Raw genomic sequence first — 21,779 nt, forward strand, 5'->3', positions numbered from 1 at the left:
TCGGGCCGGGGCCTGTTGACATCGCGACGGGAGGCGGGATAGCTCGCGCCGAATGAACATCGTCTTTCATGCGCCACTGAAATCACCCGACCACCCTGTCCCTTCCGGCGACAGACAGATGGCACGCATGCTGATCGAATCGCTGCGGCTGGCAGGTCACGACGTCAGCATTGCCTCGGAGCTGCGCACCTTCTCGCGTGATGCCTCGGATGCGGCATTTTCAGCGTTCCGCAAGGAGGCCGAAGGGGAGATTGCGAGGCTTCGGCGGCTCTGGCAGTTGAAAGGGCCGCCCGACCTCTGGTTTTGCTACCACCCGTACTACAAGGCTCCGGATCTCATTGGTCCCGCGCTTTCCGCGGAATTCTCCATTCCATACGTTACTGCCGAGTGTTCTTATTCCTTTCGGCGCAACCTGGGGTCATGGAAACTTGCGCAAGATGAGGTCGCCGCCGGTGCAAGGCAGGCGGCGGTCAATATCTGTTTCACCCATCGTGATCGCGAGGGTCTCGAAGAGGCGGTACCCGAAGTGCGCTCTGCGCTGCTCGCCCCTTTCATCGATGTGTCGCCGTTTCGTGACCTGCGAAGGACCGGGGCCGGCGGCAACCGCCTGCTTGCCGTCGCGATGATGCGTCAGGGCGACAAGATGGATAGTTATCGCATGCTTGCCCGCGCGCTCGCCCTCGTCGCTGATGTGCCCTGGACGCTCACGGTGGTGGGCGACGGCCCTGCACGGGCTGACGTATCGGAAGCCTTTTCGGCCTTTCCCGCAGGACGGCTGGATTGGCTTGGCGAAAGGTCGCCTCAGGCGATTCCGGAGATTCTCGCCGGCGGCGACCTCTATGTCTGGCCGGGCTGCGGGGAGGCCTACGGCTTGTCCTATCTGGAGGCGCAGGCTGCAGGCCTCGCGGTCGTCGCGCAGCGCACGGCGGGTGTGCCGGAAGTCGTACGTGACGGCGAAACGGGATATCTGACGACGGCCGGGGACATCGACGCACTGGCGGCAGCGGTGCGGCGCTTCCTCGTGGACGGATCCCTACGCAGACAATTTGGCGAGCGCGCGCGGCGCTTCGTTTTCGAGCACCGCTCGCTTCCCGCCGCCGCCGCACGTCTCTCGGGGATCTTCGCCGATTTCGTTGGGAGTGCGAAATGACGATCGCATCGATCTGGGAAACGCTGGCCGACAGGCTCGATCGCCTGCAGGAGGCAGGCCAATCGGTCGACTTTTGGCTGCGGGACGACGACGCCGTCGAGCCGACGGCCGCGCTCCACCGATTGCTCGACCTCACCGACCGCTTTTCGGTGCCGGTGATCTTGGCCGTCATTCCGGCAGGTACCGATGAGCGCCTTTCGCGCTGCATTGCCGGCCGACCGCTTGTCGATGTTGCCGTCCACGGGTGGTCCCATCAAAACCATGCCCCCGCTACAGAAAAACGCCAGGAACTAGGAGGTCACAGGTCGCGCGAGATGGTGGCGTCCGACTTGCGCGCCGGTTGGGCGCGTCTGCGCGCGCTTTATCCTGCCGCTATGGTGCCGCTCCTCGTTCCGCCATGGAACCGGATCGACCCGGGGCTGGTGCCCGGACTGCACGAGATCGGCTTTAGGGCCCTTTCGGTTTTCGGACCGGAGGACGGGAAAAAATCCGCCGTGTTACGCGTCCCGGGGCTGCAGCTCATAAACGCCCATGTGGATGTGATGGACTGGCACGGCACCCGCGGCTGCCGCCCTCATGGCGAGATCCTTCGCGACATCGATCGCCGGCTGGATGAAATCGAGAAGGGCGGCGGGACGGTGGGAATTCTCACCCACCACCTCGTTCACGACGAGAGCGTATGGGAATTCCTATCCAGACTTTTCGACATCACCGCCTCGCACGCTGCCTGCCGCTGGCGCAGGGTTGCGGATCTTTTAGGCCAATGACAATTTCCAGCCCGATGGCATCTATTTACTTCCTTCCTTAGTAAATGCGCCGCCCGGTATGGGGCGAACGAAATCGGGCGTCTTGGGTACCACCAGTTCCGCCAGGTGGCGGTCAAGAATGAGGGGAATCATCCCGCCAGCGACAAGCGTTTCAACCTCCTGCTCCGTCTCCACCGCGGCGCGCGCCGTCAATGTCTTGGCTGCGCCAGAGGCGCTCAGCAAGACCAGCCTGATACCGCAGCGCGCTTCTATGTGCCTGGCGTCAACTTCGATGAGGTCCAGTGCCGAAAGTGAGGGAATTGTGTTCTCGATGACGATGGGCAGGATTCCCATGCCGATCAGGTTCGTGCGGTGGATGCGCTCGAAACTTCTGGCGATGACGGCGCGCACCCCAAGCAGCGCAAGGCCCTTGGCTGCCCAGTCGCGCGAAGAACCGGCGCCATATCGCTCACCGGCTACGATCACGACGGAGCGCCCTTCCTGCCGGTAGCGTTCGGCCACCTCCCATAGCGGGCCTTCATCCATGGTAGGGGCATACACGGTTCTTGAGGCCGGTCGCCCGTCAAGCAGGAGGTTGGACGCCGTGGGATTGTCGAAGAGACCGCGGACCATGGCCGCCCAGTTCCCGCGTCTGGCCGCATAGACGTTGAGGTCGTTTGGCGGATCGCCGGCCGCAACGAGATGGCGTCCGGCATAACTCTCGGCATCGATCTGGCCGGCGGGCGAGATGTGATCCGTGGTCATGTCGTCGCCCAGCACGAGCAGCGGATGGGCCGTATAGGTTCCGAGCCGATTGGTGTTGCTCGCGACGGCAAAGGGCGGTCGCTGGATATAGGTGGAGATTTCATCCCAGGGAAATGTTGGAGAGGATGGCGCCTCGAGGGCAAGCCATGCATCGTTCTTCGTGGCGTCGTGAAACGCCCGGCCAAAATCCTCGCACTGCGAAAAGTCACGCAAAATGGCATCGATTTCCTCATCGGACGGGAGGAGATCGCCAAGGCAGACGGCGGATCCGTCCGCGGTGTCCGCGACTTTGACATTCAACGGATCCCGACAGAATTTTCCGATCATCGAGAGGGCGACGACATGCGGCGGCGAGGCGAGGAAGCCGAACTGCAGGCTCGGATGCACCCGGCCGGGGAAGTTGCGATTGCCCGAGAGAAGGGCGGCGGCGACAGTGCCATTGGCGATTGCTTCGGCCATGTCCGGCTGGAGCGGCCCCGAATTTCCGATGCAGGTGGTGCATCCATGACCCACGATGTTGAAGCCGGTCGCCTCCAGATCCGTCAGCAGTCCGCTTCTTCTCAGGAAGAGTTCGGCAGACGGCGAGCCCGGCGCTAATGATGTCTTGACCCAGTGAGGCGGCCGCAGACCGAGCCTGTTTGCCTTGCGGGCCACAAGACCAGCGGCAGCTAGCAGACGCTGGTCGGAGGTGTTGGTGCAACTCGTGATGGCCGCGATAGCAATCGCGCCGTCCGGAATCCCGTTGGATATCTCCTCAAACGGCCCGCCGGCTGCCGTCTCCAAGGCAGATGCAGCCTCAGTCAGCGCGCATTTGTCCTGCGGGCGCCGCGGCCCGGCAAGAAGGGGACGCACATTGCCGAGATCAAGTTCGACGACCCGACTGTAGCGCGGCTCCGCGTCCGGATCGAACCAGAGCCCCATCGCTCGGGCGACACCTTCAACCATTGAGCCGTGCTCCGCCCTTCGGCCGGTTCGCCGCAGGTACTCGATAGTCTGTCCGTCGATTGGGAAATAGCCGGTCGTCGCACCATATTCGGGCGCCATATTGGCAATGACGGCGCGGTCGCCGCCGGTGAGCGTCGACACCCCTGGCCCGAAGAATTCGACAAACTCTCCCGAGACCTTGTGGCGCCGTAGGAGGTGCGTGACCTCCAGGGCAAGGTCTGTCGAGAGCACGCCGGGGGACAGCCGTCCGGTCAGGCGCACGCCGACGACCTCCGGCAGCCGTAACGTGACCGGAAAACCAAAGAGGACGCTTTCCGCCTCCAGCCCGCCAACGCCCCAGGCGAGAACTCCGATGCCGTTGATCATCGGCGTATGACTGTCAGTGCCGATGAGCGTGTCCGGCGTCGCCCAGGTTTCGTCGTGCCGCTCCTCGAGACGCATGACGGTCGCCAGCTGCTCGAGATTGAGCGTGTGCATGATCCCGGTGCCAGGCGGATGCACCGTAACACCTGGAAGGGCTTGGGTTGCCCATTTCATCAGGCGGTAGCGCTCACTGTTGCGCTCCATTTCGCGTTGCATGTTAAAGGCGCGGGACCGAGGCTGTCCATACATGTCGACGCCGACACTATGATCGACGGATACGTCGACTGGCAGGACCGGCGTGAGGTTCGCCGGGTCGCCGCCGGCTTCGGCGACGGCGTCGCGCATGGCAGCGATATCGACGAGGGCGGGTACGCAGGTCGTGTCGTGCATCAGGACACGCGACGGATGGAAAACGACCTCAGCCTCACTCGCGCCGCTGACAAGCCAGCGCCGCATGGCTTCAATCATGCGGGGCAGGCAGATTGTGTCTTTCCTGGCGACGTTTTCCAGCAGGATTCGATGAACAAACGGCAGCCTGTGGAAGTCCGGGCCGAAGGTGGACGTGAGATCAATCGCTTTAACGACCCCATGGGACGTAGGCACCTCTCGAAAGCACATGTCTCCTCCGGTGTTGATTTTTAATATGCAAAAAACCAAAAAATCAGCCGTGTCAATGTCAACTCGGCCGATTTTTGGTTTTTCAGGCGGCCGGGTATGCAAATTGTTGGCGCGAATCGTTCCCTTTGCGGCTCTCATGGACTAACGTGCGGCGACGTCATCGTTTTCATAGGATTGACCGAGATGCGCTCCAGCCAGTTGGCACAGACCATTGCAAATGAAATCACCCTCCTGGTCACGTCTGGAGAGCTGGCGGTTGGGGATCACCTCAAGACGCAGCAATTGGCAGATCGCTTTGGCGTCTCCCGCTCACCGGTTCGCGAGGCGATGGACATGCTGGCCACGCAAGGTCTCCTCGAGCAGAAGGAAAACAGGGGGTTCTTCGTCAAGGAGGTCACGGAAAGCATTGCCGAACGCGTTCGCGACGATGCGGAGCCGTTCGAGGTCGCCAATGACTACCAGCGTCTTGCAGAAGACTGGCTCACCGACCGCATACCGGCCGAAGTCACCGAGCAGATGCTGAGAGAGCGGTACGATCTGACGAAATCGCAGGTCAACGATGTCTTGATGCGCGCGTCACGTGAAGGATGGGCGGAGCGCAAGCAGGGCTACGGCTGGCGCTTCCTGCCGGTCGCCAAAACGCCCGAAGCCTTCGAACAAATCTATCGGTTCCGCATGCTTATCGAGCCTGCGGCGATGCTGGAACCTGAGTTTCGACTCGATCGCAAGATCATCGAGGAGCAACGGCGCATTCAATTGCGAATGCTGGAATCGGATATCGAGCGACTGCCGGCCGAACGGCTTCTCCACAACGGTGCGCTTTTCCATGAAGAGCTGATCAAGATGTCGAACAATCCGTTTTTCCACCTCTCGCTCGTGCGCGTGAACAGAATGCGCCGGTTGCTCGAATATCGTTCGCGGGTCGATCGCAGCCGCACCGTGCGCCAGTGCAGGGAGCACCTCGAAATCCTTGATCTTCTTGAGCGCGGCGAGGTCGTCGAGGCTTCCTATGCGATGCGACGGCACCTGGGTGGCGCGCTTTCGAAGAAGTCGCCCGTAACCTGGTCCTGGTCGCATCAGGCGCATGAAAAAGAACTTCTCGAAAAATAGTGATTGCATTTTCAGATTTAAAAAGCCAATAATCTGCCCGTGACGTTGCGCGGCCGGTCGGCCGTTGCCTCATGGGAGATTGTCAGATGAAAATATTCGTAACGCCGTGTGATGGGATTGGTCCCGAGATCACCGCGGCAACAATGGAGGTCATGAAGGCCACGGACGCGGCGTTCGGTCTCGGCCTCGAATACCACTTTGAGGACACAGGCTTCGCCAGCCTGGAAAAACACGGTTCGACGCTCCGGGATGAGACGATCGAGCTTGCCCGCACCTTCGACGGGATCATTCTCGGTCCCCAGTCGCACATGGACTATCCGCCCCGCGACAAGGGCGGCGTGAACGTCTCGGCCGGCTTCCGTGTCAAGCTCGATCTTTACGCCAATGTGCGCCCGGCACGCTCCCGCGCGTTTTTGAACGATGCGAAGAAGATGGACCTCGTGATCATGCGTGAGGCGACCGAAGGCTTCTATCCGGACCGCAACATGTATGCCGGGACGGGCGAATTCATGCCGACGCCGGATGTCGCCCTCTCGGTCCGCAAGATCACCGCGAATGCCTGCGAGCGCATAGCGCGCCAGGCCTTTCTGCTTGCCATGAAGCGCGGCAGGAAGGTCACGGCCGTCCACAAGGCCAATAATTTCATTCTGACGGATGGCCTATTTCTGCAACAGGTGCGCAAGGTCGCCGCCGAATTCCCGGAAGTCAGGCTCAACGACGTCATCATCGATGCCATGGCGGCGCATCTCGTGCGCGACCCGTCGCGCTATGACGTGATCGTCGCAACGAACTTCTATTCTGACATTCTTTCCGACCTCGCGAGCGAGCTTTCCGGCAGCCTCGGCCTGGCCGGTTCCATCAACGCCAACGCCGAGACCGGCCTCGTCTGCGCGCAGGCACAGCACGGCTCGGCGCCCGATATCCAGAACCAGAACATCGCCAACCCGACGTCGCTCATCCTCTCGGCAGCGATGATGCTGAGCTGGCTCGGCGAGCAGCGCGGCCTTCCGCAATTCGAGGCCGCCGGCGCAGAGATCGAGCGAGCCGTCGACGAGGTCCTCGCCAATCCGGCGACGCGCACGCGCGATCTCGGCGGCAACACCAACACAGACACCTTTGGCTCACTCGTGGCCCGGGCTGTCCAAAATCGCGGCGGCGACCGAAAGGCCGTCAATGCCTAAGCGTTTGCACTTTTGATTTTATAAATCCAAAGTGCAAAGTCGGAGGTCGCGAGGGCGCGGAGTGGCCCTCGCGCAAATGCCCGGAGGAGCTTTGGAGCACGGGCGCTATTGGGAGATCAGACTATGAACAGGCAACACACCGTCCGCTCGACAGCTTTCGCCGTCACCGCGGCATTCATGACCGCGTTTGCAGCCACTGCATCCGCACAGGAAGTACCGGCCGGCTATCCGGCAGACTATGCCGACCTCATCGCCAAGGCGAAGGAGGAGGGCACCGTGTCCGTCTACACCTCTACGGACGCTGCCCAGTCGCAAAAACTGCAGGATGGCTTCACCAAGAAATACGGCATCAAGATCGCGTATAACGACCTCGGCACGAACGGCACCTATAACCAGGTGATATCCGAGGCCGCGGCCGGCCAGACGACAGCCGATGTCGTCTGGAGCTCGGCCATGGACCTGCAGATGACGCTGGTTCAGGACGGTTACGGCATGGAATACGCCTCACCGGAGGCGGGCCAGCTGCCGGGTTGGGCAAACTACAAGAACACACTCTACGCCACGACCGTCGAGCCGATCGGCGTGATCTACAACACCAAGGCCCTGTCGGAAGACAAGCTGCCGAAGACCTATGCGGACATGATCACCTTCCTGAAGGAAAACAAGGACATGCTGCAGGGCAAGGTGGCGACCTTCGATCCTGAGAAGAGCGGCTCCGGCTTCCTTCATCATTCCAACGATGCTCGCAACCGCGAGGACTTCTGGGATCTCGCCAGGGCCATGGGCGACGACGGGGCCAAAATCTATTCGAGCTCCGGAGGAATGAAGGAAACGGTCGTTTCCGGCGAAAACATCATCGCCATCAACATCATCGGCTCCTATGCGCTCGACTGGGTCAAGGAAAGCCCGAACCTCGGCGTCCATTTCGCCAGTGACTATACGCCGGCCTTCTCGCGTCTGGCGCTTATCACCAAGGATGCACCGCATTCGAACGCCGCGAAGCTCTTCGTCGACTACATGCTCTCGGCCGAGGGCCAGTCGCTTCTCGCGGAAGGCGGACTTCCCTCGGTCCGCGAGGATGTGACCTCCGGCCTCAACGTCAAGACGCTCAACGAGCGTGTGGGCGGCGGTCTCAAGCCGATTGCGGTCGATGAAGGCGTGCTCGAATACATGGACCAGATGAAACGCGTCCAGTTCTTCAACGACTGGAAGGAAGCGCTCGGTCGCTGATGCTTCGCTCGCCGCGGCGCCATCGGCGCCGCGGCTCCGCCCCCCGTTTGCGAGAGGCAAGGAATGTCTACCCACGCTCAAGCACCGGCCGCAGTCGAGCTTTCAAAGGCCGCAGCCGAAAAGAAATATCCGGCGAGAATGCCCCGCCACGGCAATGCGAGCACCTACAGGCGCGTCGTCATCGGCCTGCTCGCAATCGCGGTGCTGGCGCCGGTCGGCCTGATCATCTACCAGAGCTTCCTGACGGCTGCCTTCTTCAGCCCGCGCGCCAAGTTCGGGTTCGATGCCTATCGCTACGTCTTCTCCGACAAGAATTTCTACAAAGCCCTCGGCACGACGGCGATCTTCTCGTTCGGGATGGTCGCAATCGCGGTACCACTCGGCGGCCTGTTGGCCTTTCTGATCACGAGAACCGACGTGAGGGCCAAGCGCCTCCTCGAGGTCCTCGTGCTCGTGCCGATGTTCATCTCGTCCATCGTGCTCGCCTTCGGCTACACCGTCTCGGTCGGTCCGACGGGCTTCGTCTCCCTCTTCGTCCGCGACATCATCGGCGTTGTTCCCTGGAACATTTACAGCCTGCCGGGCATGATCCTGATCGCTGGCCTCAGCCACGTGCCGCACGTCTATCTTTACGTGTCCTCGGCCATGCGCAATCTGCCGTCCGACCTCGAGGAAGCTGCGCGCACGACCGGCGCATCGATATGGCAGGTCTCGCGTGACGTGACCCTGCCCATGGTTCTGCCGGCTCTGATCTTTGCTGCCGCGCTCAACATCCTGCTTGGCTTCGAGACCTTCGGCATTCCGCTTGTGCTCGGGGATCCCAACGGCATCATGGTGCTGACCACGTATATCTACAAACTGACGACGCTGTTCGGTACGCCAACCTACCAGCTTATGGCAGTGGTCGCCGTCGTCCTGGTCCTGATCACACTTCCGCTCGTATGGATGCAGCGCAAGCTTTTGCGCAATGCCCGCAAATATGCGGCGATGGGCGGAAAGGGTGCGCGTGTCTCTACCCTCAAGCTAGGCAACAGCGGCCAGATCATCGCTCTCTCGATCATCGGCCTGTGGCTCTTCGTGTCGGTTGTCCTGCCGATCGGCGGAATTACCGTGCGCGCCTTTGTCGACGCCTGGGGAGAGGGGGTCAACCTGTGGTCCCAGCTCACCTTCTCGAACTTCAGCCGCATGCTGGAAGTGCCGAGCCTCTATAACGGTATCATCAACACGATCGTGCTTTCGGTGGTCGGCGGTGCCGTGGCAGTCGCAATCTACCTAGCCGTCGGCCTCGCCGGTCACCGCAACTGGGGCATGTCGAACACGGTGCTGGACTACATCGTGTTGCTGCCCCGCGCGCTTCCGGGCCTGGTGGTCGGTCTCGCCTTCTTCTGGGTTTTCCTGTTCGTGCCCTTGCTGACGCCCTTGCGGCCGACACTCGTCAGCCTCTTTGTCGCCTATCTCGTCGTCGGCCTCTCCTACGGTCTGCGCCTGCTGCAGGGCACGCTGATCCAGGTGGCTCCGGAACTCGAGGAATCGGCGCGCACGACCGGCGCGACAATCGGCCGGACATGGAAGGACGTGGTTATTCCAATCGTCCGTCCCGGCCTCGCCGGCGCCTGGGCGCTGATCATGATCATCTTCCTTCGCGAATATGCGACGGGCGTCTATCTCATGGGCGCAGGCACTGAAGTGATCGGCTCGCTGATGGTCTCGCTTCTGCAGACCGGCGCGATGAACACGATCGCCGCGCTCGCCCTCATCAGCATCGTATTGACGGGCGCAGGCCTCGCACTCGCCCTCCGTTTGGGAGCAAAAATCCATGACTGAACTCGTTGTCAGCAATGTCCAGAAATGGCTCGGCGGCCTGCAGATACTCAAAGGCGCCTCCTTTACCGCACAGCGCGGGTCGATCGTCGCTCTTCTCGGAGCCTCCGGCAGCGGCAAGACCACGCTTCTGCGCTGCGTCGCGGGGCTCGAGCAGCCGGAAGTCGGCCAGATCGTGATCGGGGGGAAAACGGTCCTCGACGGCGAGAACAAGCTGGCCTTGCCGCCGGAACAGCGCAATATCGGCCTCGTCTTCCAGTCCTACGCGCTATGGCCGCATCGGACCGTCAAGGAGAATGTCGGCTACGGCCTCAAACTCCGGGGCGTCGCGCCGGCGGATCTCGAAAGGCGCGTTCAGGCGATCCTGGAGCGCATGGGTCTCGGGCATCTCGCCGATCGCTTTCCCTCGCAGCTTTCCGGCGGGCAGCAGCAGCGTGTCGCGATCTGCCGCGCGCTCGTCTACGAACCGCGCGTTCTGCTGCTCGACGAGCCGCTCTCGAACCTCGATGCGAAGCTGCGCGAGGAGGCGCGTTACTGGATCCGCAAGCTCATCCTCGATCTCGAGATCTGCGCCATCCTCGTCACCCACGACCAGAGCGAGGCGCTGGCTGCCGCCGACAATATTCTCCTGCTGCAGGACGGGCGCATCGTCCAGCAAGGCGGACCGCAGGAGATCTATTCCAACCCGAACAGCTTCTATTCGGCCGATTTCCTTGGCGCCAACAATATCGTCAAGGCAAAGGTGAAGACGGTTGAAGGCAGGGCGACGGTCATCGGCGGCGACAACTGGAGCCTCGACGGAACGGTGCGCGAAGCGTCGGGCTTGTCGGCATCGCAAGACGCGCGCGCGGTGATACGTGTCGAACAGATCAGCGTCAGCGACCAGCCGGATGCCAATGCGCTCGAGATGAACCTCGACGACAGCATCTATCTCGGAGACAGGTGGGAATACCGTCTGCGCCGCGGCGATTTTGTTGCCAAGGCACATGGCGCCAAGCAGCTGTCTTCCGGGACGGTCTGGGCACGCATTCCACCCGAAAGTGTGTGGGTGTTTTCGGCGGGCCAGCAGTAGCAGGCCCGAAGCGGCGGCCGCCACCTCTTTTCCAGGATCGACAAATGACGACACAGCCGAGAATCGCGCTCATTCACGCGACACCGATTGCCATGGATCCGATCAAGGCGGCCTTCGACAAGGCCTGGCCGGACGCCGGCCGGGTGAACATTCTCGAGGACAGCCTTTCCCCTGACAGGGCGAGGGACGGGGCCGTAACCGAGCAGATGACGGATCGCATCGTAGCATTGGCCAGATATGCGCGCATGATCGGCAGCGATGCGGTCCTGTTCACCTGTTCGTCCTTCGGCACCGCCATCGAACGGGCTGCATCAACGCTTGACATCCCCGTCCTCAAGCCGAACGAGGCGATGTTCGAGACCGCCATCCGCAAGGGCGGGCGAACGGCAATGCTCTACACGTTTCCGCCCGCGAGGGAGGGAATGGAAGCCGAATTCCGCGAGGAGGCCGCCCGTGTGGACCCGTCCGCCGAAATCGAAAGCTTCCTCGTCGAGGGCGCGATCGGAGCCGTGAGGGCCGGTGACGAGGCGACGCACAACCGGCTGGTGGCGGAGGCCGCTGCCAGGCTTGAGGGCTTTGACGCGATCACGCTTGCGCATTTCTCGACGGCGCGGGCGTTTCAGGCGGTGCAGGCGGTCACGACCATTCCCGTGCTGAACAGCCCCGACGCCGCCGTTGCCAAGCTTCGCCGTTTGCTCGGCTAGGTCGCGAACGCGTGTCATCGAGGAGCGGCTGGCTTCGAGCGCAGCGTCATTGTCAGCCCTTCGTCGTAGAACTGAAAGAGAGTAGAAACGATGCTTCTCGGGGTCATTGCGGACGATTTCACCGGGGCGAGCGACATCGCCAATACGATCGCGAAGGGCCTGCCAGGGCAGGGCGGCCTTCGCACCGTGCAATGTCTAGGTGTTCCGAGCGCTGCCGCCGACGCGGAGGTCGAGGCGGGCGTGATTGCGCTGAAGAGCCGCTCCATCGATGCGGCCGTAGCCGTCGAGCAATCGCTGGAGGCACTGAAATGGCTGCTCGATCAGGGCTGCGAGCAGATCGTCTTCAAATATTGCTCGACGTTCGATTCTACGCCGGCCGGAAACATCGGTCCGGTCGCGGAGGCGCTCGCCGACGCGCTTGCCGTGAAGGGTGTCGTCGTCTGCCCGGCATTCCCAGGGGCCGGACGCACGGTATATCAGGGGCATATCTTTGTAAAAGATCGTCTTCTTGACGAGTCTGGTCTGGAGAAGCACCCGCTCAATCCAATGACCGATGCCGATATCCGCCGTTGGCTACGGCTGCAGACGACCTCGGATGTCGGACATGTCGACATTGCCACCGTCCGCAGCGGGACTTCGGCGATCGAGGCCGCCTTCCGCAGGCATGGCGATGATAACCATGCTCTCGTAGTCGTCGATGCGATTACCGATGACGACCTCGTCGTGATCGGCAAGGCTGTCGCCGATCATCGCCTTGTCACGGGAGGATCTGGGATTGCGATCGGGCTGCCGGCAAATTTTATCGCCCGCGGGTTAGCCAAGGGACAGAGTTCGGTGAGCTTCGGCGTCGATGGTCCGGAGGCCATTCTTGCCGGCAGCTGTTCCGGCGCGACCCGGGAACAGGTGGACCACCATCGGAATTCTTATCCGACGCTTGCCATCGATGTTGCCGGCGTCATGAATGGAACGGTGACGACGGTCGACCTGACTTCGTTCCTGCTTGCCAACCGGGGAAAGGCACCACTCGTCTATTCCTCGGGCACCCCTGACGAGGTTCAGGCGATCCAGGCGCGCTTTGGCCGGGAAAAGGTCGCCGAAGCCCTCGACAATCTCTTTGCTGAGACGGCACGGGAACTGATTGGCGCGGGCATACGCCGGCTGGTCGTTGCCGGCGGGGAAACATCGGGCGCGGTGGTTTCGGCGCTCGATCTTGGTACGCTGACAATCGGGCCTGAGATCGACCCGGGCGTCCCGGTCCTTCTGTCGAAAGGAGATGATCCGGTGGCGCTCGCGCTGAAGTCAGGGAACTTCGGCGCCCCGGATTTTTTCACAAAGGCCTTGGAGAGGCTTGCAGGACGATGAGTGCAGAAAACAAGCTCCGCGAGGACATCGTGGGCGGTGTGCTTGCGAGCAGCCGCGACCTGCGTTGACGGCGTGCAAGGCCACGCAAGGCTTTACTCAATCAAGAAGAATGAAGGAGATGGCGATGATCGTCACGACCAATCCGGCCACCGGCGAGGAACTTGCCCGCTACGAACTCCATGACGATGCCTTTGTCGATGCAGCGCTTTCGGCCGCCGCAAAGACGCAAAAGGCGTGGCGCAAGAAGCCTGTCCAAGAGCGGGTTCGACTGCTTGGCGCCATGGCCGGGGTGCTGCGTGCCGGCAAGTCGCGCTATGCTGAGATGATCACGCGCGAGATGGGCAAGCCGATCGTCGAGGCCGAGGCCGAAATCGAAAAATGTGCCTACAACTGCGACTTCTATGCCGAGCACGCGGCGCAATACCTCGCCGACGAAACGGTCGCCTCGAATGCGTCCGAAAGCGCCGTCGTCTTCGAGCCGCTTGGTGTTGTCCTCGCCATCATGCCATGGAACTATCCGTTCTGGCAGTTTTTCCGGTTTGCAGCGCCGGCTTTCGCCGCAGGGAACGGCGCCGTACTGAAGCACGCGAACAATGTGCCGGAATGTGCACTTTCCATCGAGGAAATCATGCGCGAGGCAGGTTGCCCGGAGGGCCTCTTTGCCACCCTGCTGATCGAGCCGGCCAAAGTGGCCGGCATCATCGCGGACGACAGGATCGCAGCTGTCACGCTGACGGGCTCCACCGAAGTGGGCGCCATCGTTGCGTCGCAGGCCGGCAAGGCGCTGAAAAAGCAGGTGCTGGAACTCGGTGGCTCCGACCCCTTCATCGTGCTTGCCGACGCCGATCTTGAAGAGGCGACAAACGTCGCGGTCAAGGCGCGCTACATCAATGTCGGGCAGTCCTGTGTCAACGCCAAGCGCTTCATCGTCGAAGAAGCGATCGCCGACCGTTTCGTCGAGCTCTTCTGCGAGAAAGCCGCGCAACTGAAGATGGGCGATCCCATGGAGCGCGATACCGGTATCGGCCCGATGGCACGGAAAAACCTGATGAGCAGCCTGCACGCGCAGGTCGAAAAGACAATTGCGGCGGGCGCTGAATGCAGGCTCGGCGGCGCGCCGCTGAGCCGGCAAGGCTATTTTTATCCGCCGACCGTGCTCGATCATGTGCGCCCGGAGATGGCGGCCTTCTGCGAGGAGACCTTTGGACCGGTCGCGGCCATCGTCCGCGTCAGAGATGCCGACGAAGCGGTTCGGCTGGCCAATCAGACCGAATACGGTCTCGGCTCGGCGATCTGGACCGCAGATGTAGAGCGTGCACGCCGGCTCGCGCGCGAGATCGACGCGGGCGCCGTCTTCATCAACGGCATGGTCGCCTCCGACCCCCGATACCCCTTCGGCGGGATCAAGCGTTCAGGCTACGGCCGCGAGCTCGGTGTCTACGGCATCCGCGAGTTCGTCAACATCAAGACCGTCTGGATCGGCCCGGCCAACGCAGCCCAGCCTGTCGCCAAGGCGCCGGAATAAGGAGAACCCAGATGACCCAGCCAGCAATCCTTCGCCCAAAGGAGCTCAAGAGCAATGATCGTGGCAACGGCGCCCGCACGACGCCGCTCGTGACGCGCAAATGCGGCTCGACCACCATGATCAACGGCATCACCGCTTTCGACCCTGGCGCCGCGATCGGTCTTCACAAACATAATTGCGAAGAGAGCGTGATGGTCCTCGACGGGCAGGCCATTGCCGAAATCGACGGGGTCCGATACCCGCTCGGACCCAACGACACGACCTGGATCCCGGCAAACGTTCCCCATCGCTTCATCAATGCGTCCGAGACCGAGCCAATGCGCATTTTCTGGATCTATGCCTCCATCGATGCGACCCGGACCATGATCGCTACCGGAGAGGAGCGCCCGATCGATGCGGAACACCATCAGCAGGGAGCGACATCATGATCGTTGAAGTCGCGGAGATTTCCGTCAAACCCGGCAGCGAGGCGCAATTCGAAGCGGGCGTGTCACGAGCGGCGCCCCTGTTTCTGAGGGCGAAAGGCTGCCACGGCGTGGCGCTGCACCGGGTCGTCGAGACGCCGCATCTTTATCGTCTGCTGGTCAAATGGGACACGGTCGACGACCACATGGTCGGCTTCCGCAATTCTGATGATTTCCAGGAATGGCGGCGTCTCGTCAGCCCTTATTTCGACGGAGTGCCAAAGGTGACCCATTCCGAGGGGGTGGCTTTGCTCAGAGAGGGCGGGCAGGAGTGCTGACGCCTGGGTTGTGACCGGCGCGAATCAGCCGAGCATTTCAGCAGTAACCGTGTCGCAGATCTTATAGATCGATGACCTGACGGTCGCACGCAGCGAAGGCACCCGAGAAGAAAGCCTGGACTTCCTGTTCCATGGCGGCGAGTGCGGCGTCGGTGCGCGACGGATCGTGGTGGAACATGGCGAGGCGCGTGACGCCGGCGGCTTTGGCGAGCTGCGATCCATGCATCCCGGTCGAGTGTCCGTAGCCACGAAAGGTCGGCATCTCGCTTTCCAGATAGGTGCAGTCATAGATCATCAGATCGGCTCCGGCGATGAAATCGAGGAGTGCGGGGTCGAGAATCCCCGGTTCGTGTTCCGTGTCGTAGACGAGCGCGACCGCCCGTCCGCCCCATTCGATACGGTAGCCGACACATCCCCCGGGATGCACGAGGCTCATGGTGCGAATGGAAATGTCCTTTCGCGGCGATAGTGTTTCACCCGGACGGAAATCGACGGTGTCGAGGCTCGCCTGACATATGCCCGTTCCGACCGGGAACCATGGCGGTCTCATGAACTCGTTGATCATTTCGGCCGTGGACATCGTGCCGTGGAGATGGCCGGACCAGAAGCGGACGGCGGAGCTGCAGCGGTAGATCGGCTTGAAATAGGGCAGGCCGATGATGTGATCGTAATGGGTGTGGGTGAAAAAAACGTCGAACTCGGCGATACCTTCGGACATCAGCGACAGCCCGGCCTCGCGCAGCCCCGAGCCCGCGTCGAATATCAACACCTCTTTGCCGCAGCGAATTTCGATGCAGGGCGTATTTCCTCCGTAGTGCAGGAACTGCTCGCCGGATACCGGCAAGCTGCCTCTTACGCCCCAAAACTTCACTCGAAATGTATCGTCCTGCATTCCGTTCCGGCTTTATCCTGCCTGCCGTAGCATTTTGCCCGGGCGTAGTGATTAGACAAGCACAAATCATGAGGGTCCTGCAATGCCATTGGCGCCGTCGCGCACGCATTGCATGGCGAGAAGAGAAATCTATCCATCGAAGCGAAGGTGCTTTATCCGTCGTAATCGGCTGAAAATCGCTCCAGCCTGGAAATCAGCAACAGATGTCGCCTCTAGGAGTTTGGCAACGATGGTGCAGCCGGCCGACAGGGAATTTTATGCGGGCCTTCCTCTTTTCGAGGCATTCGAAGGGGTCGCCGACGAGGCCAACTACCGGCCCTTGCCCGACGGCTGGTGGCTCGCCGTTGCCGATATCGTCAATTCGACGGGAGCGATCGCCGAAGGGCGATACAAAAGCGTGAACATGGCGGGCGCGAGCGTCATCTCGGCGCTCATGAACGGGCTCGACGAGAAAAACCTCGCCTTCGTCTTCGGCGGCGACGGGGCGCTCGCCGCCGTGCCCGGAACGCTGGCGGCAAAAGCGAGGGACGTGCTCGCCGCGGCCAAGACATGGGTGGCGGAGGAACTGGGCCTTGAGCTGCGCGCCGCAATCGTCCCGGTATCCGACGTGCGCGCCAGCGGGTTCGACATGCGTGTCGCCCGCTTCAAGGCGAGCGAGGAGGTCTCCTACGCCATGTTTTCCGGCGGTGGTGCCAGTTGGGCGGAAGCGGAAATGAAGGCGGGCCGCTACCAGATCGAGGCTGCGCCGCCCGGCACGAGACCCGACCTGACAGGATTGTCATGCCGCTGGAATCCGATCGTCTCGCACCACGGAGCGATCGTCTCCATTATCGCGGTGCCGGGGGAGCGGGGCATCGGTCCGGAATACCAGGCGCTGATCGGCGACATCGTGTCCTTGGCCGAGGGGGAGGAGCGAGGCGGGCACCCGGTACCGGAAAAAGGACCCGAGCCGCACCTTTCCGTGCGCGGCATTACGGTGGAATCGCGCGCCGTCGCGCCGAGGGGCCGGCGCTTCCTCGCCTGGTCCTTCGTTGCGGCGCAGAGCCTTGCACTGTTTCTCTGTTTCAGGCTAGGCATCAATTTCGGACCGTTCGACGTCAAGCGATACGCGCGCGACCTCGCCAGCAATTCGGACTTCCGCAAGTTCGACGACGCGCTGAAGATGACGATCGACGTCAGTCTCGATCGGCTGCGCCGTATCGAGGAACGGCTGAAGCAGGGAGCGGCGGCGGGCATATGCCGCTACGGGCTGCACCGGCAGGATTCGGCGCTGATGACGTGCATCGTTCCGAGCCCGATGAGCAGAGACCACATGCATTTCATCGACGGTGCGGCCGGCGGCTACGCGGTGGCCGCCCGGAACCTGAAGGCCGGTCTTGCCGAAGGGGACCTGTCGAGCACCGGGGATATTCCCCCCGCGGTCAAGCCTTGACGATGTGCTCGGCAGCAAGGCCGTGGCGCGCGAAGACGTTGCGCGTGTCGACGATCAGCGGCGACCAGTCGGCAAGCGCGGCATAGTCTACCGCGTCGTGGTCGGTCGCGATAAGCACGGCATCGAAGCCGCGAACCGTCGCTTCGTCGAAGACGACCGACCGCCGGCCCTTCAAGGCCATGTGTTCTCGGGTCGAGGGAATTTCATCCACATGGGGGTCGTAGAAGGCGGCCTTGCCGCCACGCTCCTCGATGAGTTCTATCAGCTTCAGGGAGGGGCTTTCACGAATATCCGGAACATTCTTCTTGTAGGCAAGGCCGATGACGAGGACCGTAGAGCGGCTGAGCGCTTTTCCCTCCCGCCGGTCGAGCGCCTCGGCGAGCCTTGCCACAACGTGACGGGGCATTGCCGAATTGATCTCGCCGGCGAGTTCGATGAAGCGCGTCGGCAGCTCGTACTCCCGGGATTTCCATGTCAGATAAAACGGATCGATGGGAATGCAGTGGCCGCCGAGCCCGGGTCCCGGATAGAAGGGCATGTAGCCGAAGGGCTTGGTCTTGGCGGCATCGATCACCTCCCAGACATCGATGCCCATCGCCTCGTAGACGACCTTGAGTTCGTTCACGAGGGCGATGTTGACGGCGCGGAAGATATTCTCGGTCAGTTTCACCGCCTCTGCGGTCGCGTTGGACGAAACCGGAACCACCGTCGTGACCACGGCGGCATAGAACCGCTCCATCAGCGCTGCAGCCGTTGGGCCGTCTCCGGCCACGACCTTGGGGATGCTCGTGGTCTCGTAAGCGCGATTGCCCGGGTCTTCCCGCTCCGGCGAGAATCCGATGAAGAAGTCGGCGCCGGACTTGAGCCCCGTTTCCTCCAGGATGGAGCGCACGATACCGTCGGTGGTGCCGGGATAGGTGGTCGACTCCAGAACGACGAGCTGACCCGGCCGCAATCGGTCAGCGATTGCGCGCGACGTATTCTCCACGAAGGAGAGGTCGGGATCGCGGTGCCTGGTGAGCGGCGTCGGCACGCAGATGATGATGACGTCGCAAAGGCCGAGATCCGAAAAGTCGGTCGTGGAGCGGAACCGCCCGGCGCCGGCTTCACGGGCAAGCGCCGCGTCCGAAACCGCTTCGATATAGGAGCTCCCGGCGTCGAGCGCGACGATCTTGCCCGGGTCTATGTCGAAACCGGTGACATGGAAGCCGGAGCGCGCGATTGCAACGGCAAGCGGCAGGCCGACATAGCCGAGGCCGATCACACCGACGCGGGCGGTGCGGCGGGAGATCGATTCGAGCAGCCTGTCGTGATGCGGAGAGGTCAAGATTGGCTTCCAGTTCTGTTGCCGGGAGGGCCGCTTCAGCGATCCGGCTGCGGAGCCCGGTGCCGTTTTGTTGGCGGGAAAGCCACCGCAAGTCAAGCGCGGCGCGCCGTCAGCGAAGCCGCACGCCTCAAGGCCTGCGTCGTTTTGTCTGGCCCGGGCAGGCGCGCGATCGTGAGGGACCCCAGCAATTTCAGGGTGCAATGCGCAGGGCTGTTGCGTGTACGATCCGGCAACGATCAAAAATCGCTCGTGGTCTCTGGAAAATGTGCTCCCCGGTGAATATCTGCAGGAGCGCAGCGGTGACCCGATCGCTGCACGAACGGCCGCGGGGGCGGCGGGAGCCTTCTTTCACCGACGGGTACCCACTCAGTGCTACCGCGAGCGAGCGATCGCTGCTTCGCGGTCGGCGCCGGTGGCGACCGTTGCCGCGACGATGAGGACATGGCATGAGCCCGATCAACGACAACGTTTCCCAAATCCTCCTGGACAAGGTCGCCGACTGGCTCATGCGAACCTCGCTCAGCGACGAAACACTCGAAACCATCGTGCGCGGTTTCTGTGAGCGGTTGGCGGCGGCGGGCCTGCCGCTCATGCGCGTCCATCTGTCTTTCTCGATGCTTCACCCGCTTTACGACGCCCTCGGCTTCACCTGGTGGCGAGGTCAGGGTGTCGAGGTGAGCGGTCTGCGCCATGAGGAATTGGCGCTCAATCCCGAGCGATTCCTGCACAGCCCGTATTATTACCTGCTCAGCAACAATCTCGATCATGTCAGGCGCCGGATCGATCCCGCCTTGCCCTCGGAGTTTCCGATTCTGGACGAGCTGAAGGAGCAGGGAGCGACCGACTACATAGCCTTCATGCAACCTCTTGGAGCCGAATCCGAACACGGAATGGTCGGCTCGTGGACGACGGACCGTCAGGGTGGTTTCAGCGACGACGTCATTGCGGCCCTTCTCAGACTTCAGAACCATCTGGCGATCGCTGCCAAAGTGGCCGTGCTCGGCAAGCTCGCCGACAACATGCTGACCACCTATCTTGGCGCCAATGCCGGGCGCCGCGTGATGAGCGGCCAGGTCCGGCGGGGCGACGGCGAGACGGTACGCGCAGTTCTCGTCATGGCGGATATGCGCCAGTCGACGATGCTTGCCGAAAAGGAAGGCCGGCAGGCTTATATCGAGTCGTTGAACGGATTCTTCGACGCGATCGCCACGCCCTTCAACCGCAACGGCGGACAGATACTGAGCTTCATCGGCGACGGCTTCATCGGCGTCTACCCATGCGGCCGACATAAGGAGCCGTCGGAGATGGCCAGCCGCGAGGCATTCGCCGCCGTGGGCGCGGCGACGGCGCGCATGGCCGCCCTCAACGCGGAACGCAGGACGCAGGGCCGCGACCCGATCGGCTACGGCATCGCCCTGCATGTGGGGAACGTCATGTTCGGCAATGTCGGCCTGCGCGACCGGCTGACCTTCTCGGTGTTCGGCTCTGCGGTGAACGAGGTACAGCGGCTGCAGAATCTGACGAAGAAATATGACCACAGCGTCGTCGCGAGCGAGGCCTTCGTGAATTATTGCGGCGGGGAATGGCAAACGCTCGGGCAGGAGAAACTGCGCGGGGTTCGTCAGAAGTTCACGGTCCTCTACCCGCGGGATACCGCACTTGCCGCAATCGCGCAGGAGCGGGCATATGATGCAACCGAGGATGGACTTTCCGAGGCCGAGCATGTCATGTTGCTCTACCGCAACAAGAAGCGGCCGCCTGGCCCGCGCGGTCTGATCGACAAGATGCTGCAATGAGGGGACCGATGTTTCGTATAGCTCTGCTGGCGGCGGCGATTGCCTTGCCGAGTCTCACTTATGCCCAGTCGGCGGAGGAGCCGGCAGTCTACGAACGGAAATTGTTCGATGGTTTCGAGGGCACGGATTTCGCGCCTGAAGGGGGGCTCTACTACCGCAAGAATTTCGAGCAGAGCGCCGGCACATACGAGTTCCAGAGCGCCGTCAGACGCAGCGGCAACGGAGGGCTGAAGCTTAGCATCGTGCCGAATTGCCCTGCGGATCACGACGGCTGCAGCGAACGCGCGGAGATCTGGGAAAAGACCGAGTTGCGGGTACCCTACGACAAGGGGGTCTGGTACGGCTTCTCGGTAAAGTTCGACGATCCGGTGCCGAGCGACGACCACCGCTATCTCATCGCACAGTGGAAGCGAGAGATCGATCCCGGTGCCGAGGGCGACTTCAGCCCCTTCCTGGCGCTGCGCATGAATTTTGGAAAGCTCTTCGCCACGGTCGAAACCAACGATCTGCCTCCGGTCACCGCCGGCCCTGATGGCGTAGCGGCGCGTTGCGCCCCAGGCCAGGCGCCGGTCTGGCTCCGTCCGGAAGTCAACCAGATGCGCATGCTGGTGGCGACCGACGGCAACTGGAAGCCGGAAGACGGCAGCCTCTTCAATTCATGCACGGACGGGATCACCATTACCAACCATGGCAATCCCTTACCGGATCCGAAGTCCGGCTGGATCGATTTCGTCGTCTTCACGAAACCCGGTCCCGACGGCTCGGGCCATATAGAGCTCTTTGCCAACGGCCAGCCGATCGTCTCCGTCAAAGGCCATGTGGGCCATGCGGACAAGGGCCTCGGTGAGAACCAGTACTTCAAGTTCGGACCTTATCGGGCCGCCGATACGACCGATTGGACGCTCTATTACGACGATTTCCGGCGTTCCCCGCGCTGCGAGGACGTCCTGACCAACGGCAGTTGCCCGTTCTCTTAAGGCCGCTCCACGCTTCCTGAC

Annotated in this window: 18 protein-coding genes; 15 read left to right on the plus strand and 3 right to left on the minus strand. The window is 62.2% G+C overall.

The window, feature by feature from the left end; all coding sequences use genetic code 11:
- Positions 1 to 52 precede the first annotated feature (52 nt).
- Both AC5J09_RS06370 and AC5J09_RS06375 read left to right on the plus strand, forming a co-directional pair.
- Entirely contained in the window at positions 53 to 1,150 is a 1,098-nt protein-coding gene (locus AC5J09_RS06370) for a glycosyltransferase family 4 protein (RefSeq protein WP_324763811.1), read from the plus strand.
- Positions 1,147 to 1,917 (plus strand): polysaccharide deacetylase family protein, encoded by a 771-nt coding sequence (locus AC5J09_RS06375; protein WP_324763810.1) that lies wholly within the window; start codon positions 1,147 to 1,149, stop codon positions 1,915 to 1,917. Before AC5J09_RS06370 ends, AC5J09_RS06375 begins: the two co-directional genes overlap by 4 nt.
- A 21-nt stretch (positions 1,918 to 1,938) precedes the next feature.
- On the opposite strand, the gene acnA is transcribed toward AC5J09_RS06375, so the two are convergent.
- Positions 1,939 to 4,587, minus strand: a complete 2,649-nt coding sequence (gene acnA / locus AC5J09_RS06380; RefSeq protein WP_324763809.1) for an aconitate hydratase AcnA — start codon at positions 4,585 to 4,587, stop codon at positions 1,939 to 1,941.
- A gap of 183 nt (positions 4,588 to 4,770) precedes the next feature.
- On the opposite strand from acnA, the gene AC5J09_RS06385 reads away from it, so the two are divergent.
- The 10 genes from AC5J09_RS06385 (at position 4,771) to AC5J09_RS06430 (ending at position 15,334) form a co-directional block, all read left to right on the plus strand.
- Positions 4,771 to 5,697 carry a GntR family transcriptional regulator gene (locus tag AC5J09_RS06385; RefSeq protein WP_324763808.1) on the plus strand — a complete coding sequence of 309 codons (927 nt, stop codon included), beginning with the start codon at positions 4,771 to 4,773 and terminating at the stop codon, positions 5,695 to 5,697.
- 86 nt (positions 5,698 to 5,783) lie between these two features.
- Entirely contained in the window at positions 5,784 to 6,878 is a 1,095-nt protein-coding gene (locus AC5J09_RS06390) for an isocitrate/isopropylmalate dehydrogenase family protein (RefSeq protein ID WP_324763807.1), read from the plus strand.
- Between the two features lie 123 nt (positions 6,879 to 7,001).
- Positions 7,002 to 8,108 carry an ABC transporter substrate-binding protein gene (locus tag AC5J09_RS06395; RefSeq protein ID WP_018097096.1) on the plus strand — a complete coding sequence of 369 codons (1,107 nt, stop codon included), beginning with the start codon at positions 7,002 to 7,004 and terminating at the stop codon, positions 8,106 to 8,108.
- A 63-nt stretch (positions 8,109 to 8,171) separates the two neighbouring features.
- Positions 8,172 to 9,932 carry an ABC transporter permease gene (locus AC5J09_RS06400; RefSeq protein ID WP_100670500.1) on the plus strand — a complete coding sequence of 587 codons (1,761 nt, stop codon included), beginning with the start codon at positions 8,172 to 8,174 and terminating at the stop codon, positions 9,930 to 9,932.
- Positions 9,925 to 11,001 (plus strand): ABC transporter ATP-binding protein, encoded by a 1,077-nt coding sequence (locus AC5J09_RS06405; RefSeq protein WP_324763806.1) that lies wholly within the window; start codon positions 9,925 to 9,927, stop codon positions 10,999 to 11,001. Before AC5J09_RS06400 ends, AC5J09_RS06405 begins: the two co-directional genes overlap by 8 nt.
- Before the next feature lie 44 nt (positions 11,002 to 11,045).
- Positions 11,046 to 11,705: an aspartate/glutamate racemase family protein gene (locus tag AC5J09_RS06410; RefSeq protein WP_324763805.1), complete on the plus strand. Its 660-nt coding sequence runs from the start codon at positions 11,046 to 11,048 to the stop codon at positions 11,703 to 11,705.
- A 90-nt stretch (positions 11,706 to 11,795) separates the two neighbouring features.
- Positions 11,796 to 13,067, plus strand: a complete 1,272-nt coding sequence (gene otnK, locus AC5J09_RS06415; protein WP_324763804.1) for a 3-oxo-tetronate kinase — start codon at positions 11,796 to 11,798, stop codon at positions 13,065 to 13,067.
- Positions 13,068 to 13,191: 124 nt separating this feature from the next.
- Positions 13,192 to 14,592 carry an NAD-dependent succinate-semialdehyde dehydrogenase gene (locus tag AC5J09_RS06420; RefSeq protein WP_494297189.1) on the plus strand — a complete coding sequence of 467 codons (1,401 nt, stop codon included), beginning with the start codon at positions 13,192 to 13,194 and terminating at the stop codon, positions 14,590 to 14,592.
- Positions 14,593 to 14,603: 11 nt separating this feature from the next.
- The gene (locus AC5J09_RS06425; protein ID WP_018097090.1) at positions 14,604 to 15,020 is read left to right on the plus strand and encodes a cupin domain-containing protein; all 417 of its coding nucleotides are present in this window, start codon (positions 14,604 to 14,606) and stop codon (positions 15,018 to 15,020) included.
- Positions 15,017 to 15,334 (plus strand): antibiotic biosynthesis monooxygenase family protein, encoded by a 318-nt coding sequence (locus AC5J09_RS06430; protein WP_275599012.1) that lies wholly within the window; start codon positions 15,017 to 15,019, stop codon positions 15,332 to 15,334. The genes AC5J09_RS06425 and AC5J09_RS06430 overlap by 4 nt, the downstream gene beginning before the upstream one ends.
- A gap of 61 nt (positions 15,335 to 15,395) precedes the next feature.
- Here AC5J09_RS06430 and AC5J09_RS06435 read toward each other — a convergent pair whose 3' ends face one another.
- Entirely contained in the window at positions 15,396 to 16,226 is an 831-nt protein-coding gene (locus AC5J09_RS06435; RefSeq protein ID WP_324763803.1) for an MBL fold metallo-hydrolase, read from the minus strand.
- Positions 16,227 to 16,455: 229 nt separating this feature from the next.
- On the opposite strand from AC5J09_RS06435, the gene AC5J09_RS06440 reads away from it, so the two are divergent.
- On the plus strand, positions 16,456 to 17,658 hold the full coding sequence (locus AC5J09_RS06440; RefSeq protein WP_324763802.1) for a DUF3095 domain-containing protein: 1,203 nt from the start codon (positions 16,456 to 16,458) through the stop codon (positions 17,656 to 17,658).
- Here AC5J09_RS06440 and AC5J09_RS06445 read toward each other — a convergent pair.
- Positions 17,648 to 18,985, minus strand: coding sequence for a nucleotide sugar dehydrogenase (locus AC5J09_RS06445; RefSeq protein ID WP_324763801.1), 1,338 nt, complete (start codon positions 18,983 to 18,985; stop codon positions 17,648 to 17,650). The two genes, AC5J09_RS06440 and AC5J09_RS06445, sit on opposite strands and share 11 nt — an antisense overlap.
- Positions 18,986 to 19,431: 446 nt before the next feature.
- On the opposite strand from AC5J09_RS06445, the gene AC5J09_RS06450 reads away from it, so the two are divergent.
- A complete protein-coding gene (locus AC5J09_RS06450; RefSeq protein ID WP_100670486.1) occupies positions 19,432 to 20,781 on the plus strand; it encodes an adenylate/guanylate cyclase domain-containing protein in 1,350 nt (449 codons plus the stop codon).
- 8 nt (positions 20,782 to 20,789) lie between these two features.
- Entirely contained in the window at positions 20,790 to 21,758 is a 969-nt protein-coding gene (locus tag AC5J09_RS06455; RefSeq protein WP_494297191.1) for a polysaccharide lyase family 20 protein, read from the plus strand.
- The last annotated feature ends 21 nt before the right edge of the window (positions 21,759 to 21,779 follow it).

The organism is Sinorhizobium sp., from assembly GCF_059070375.1.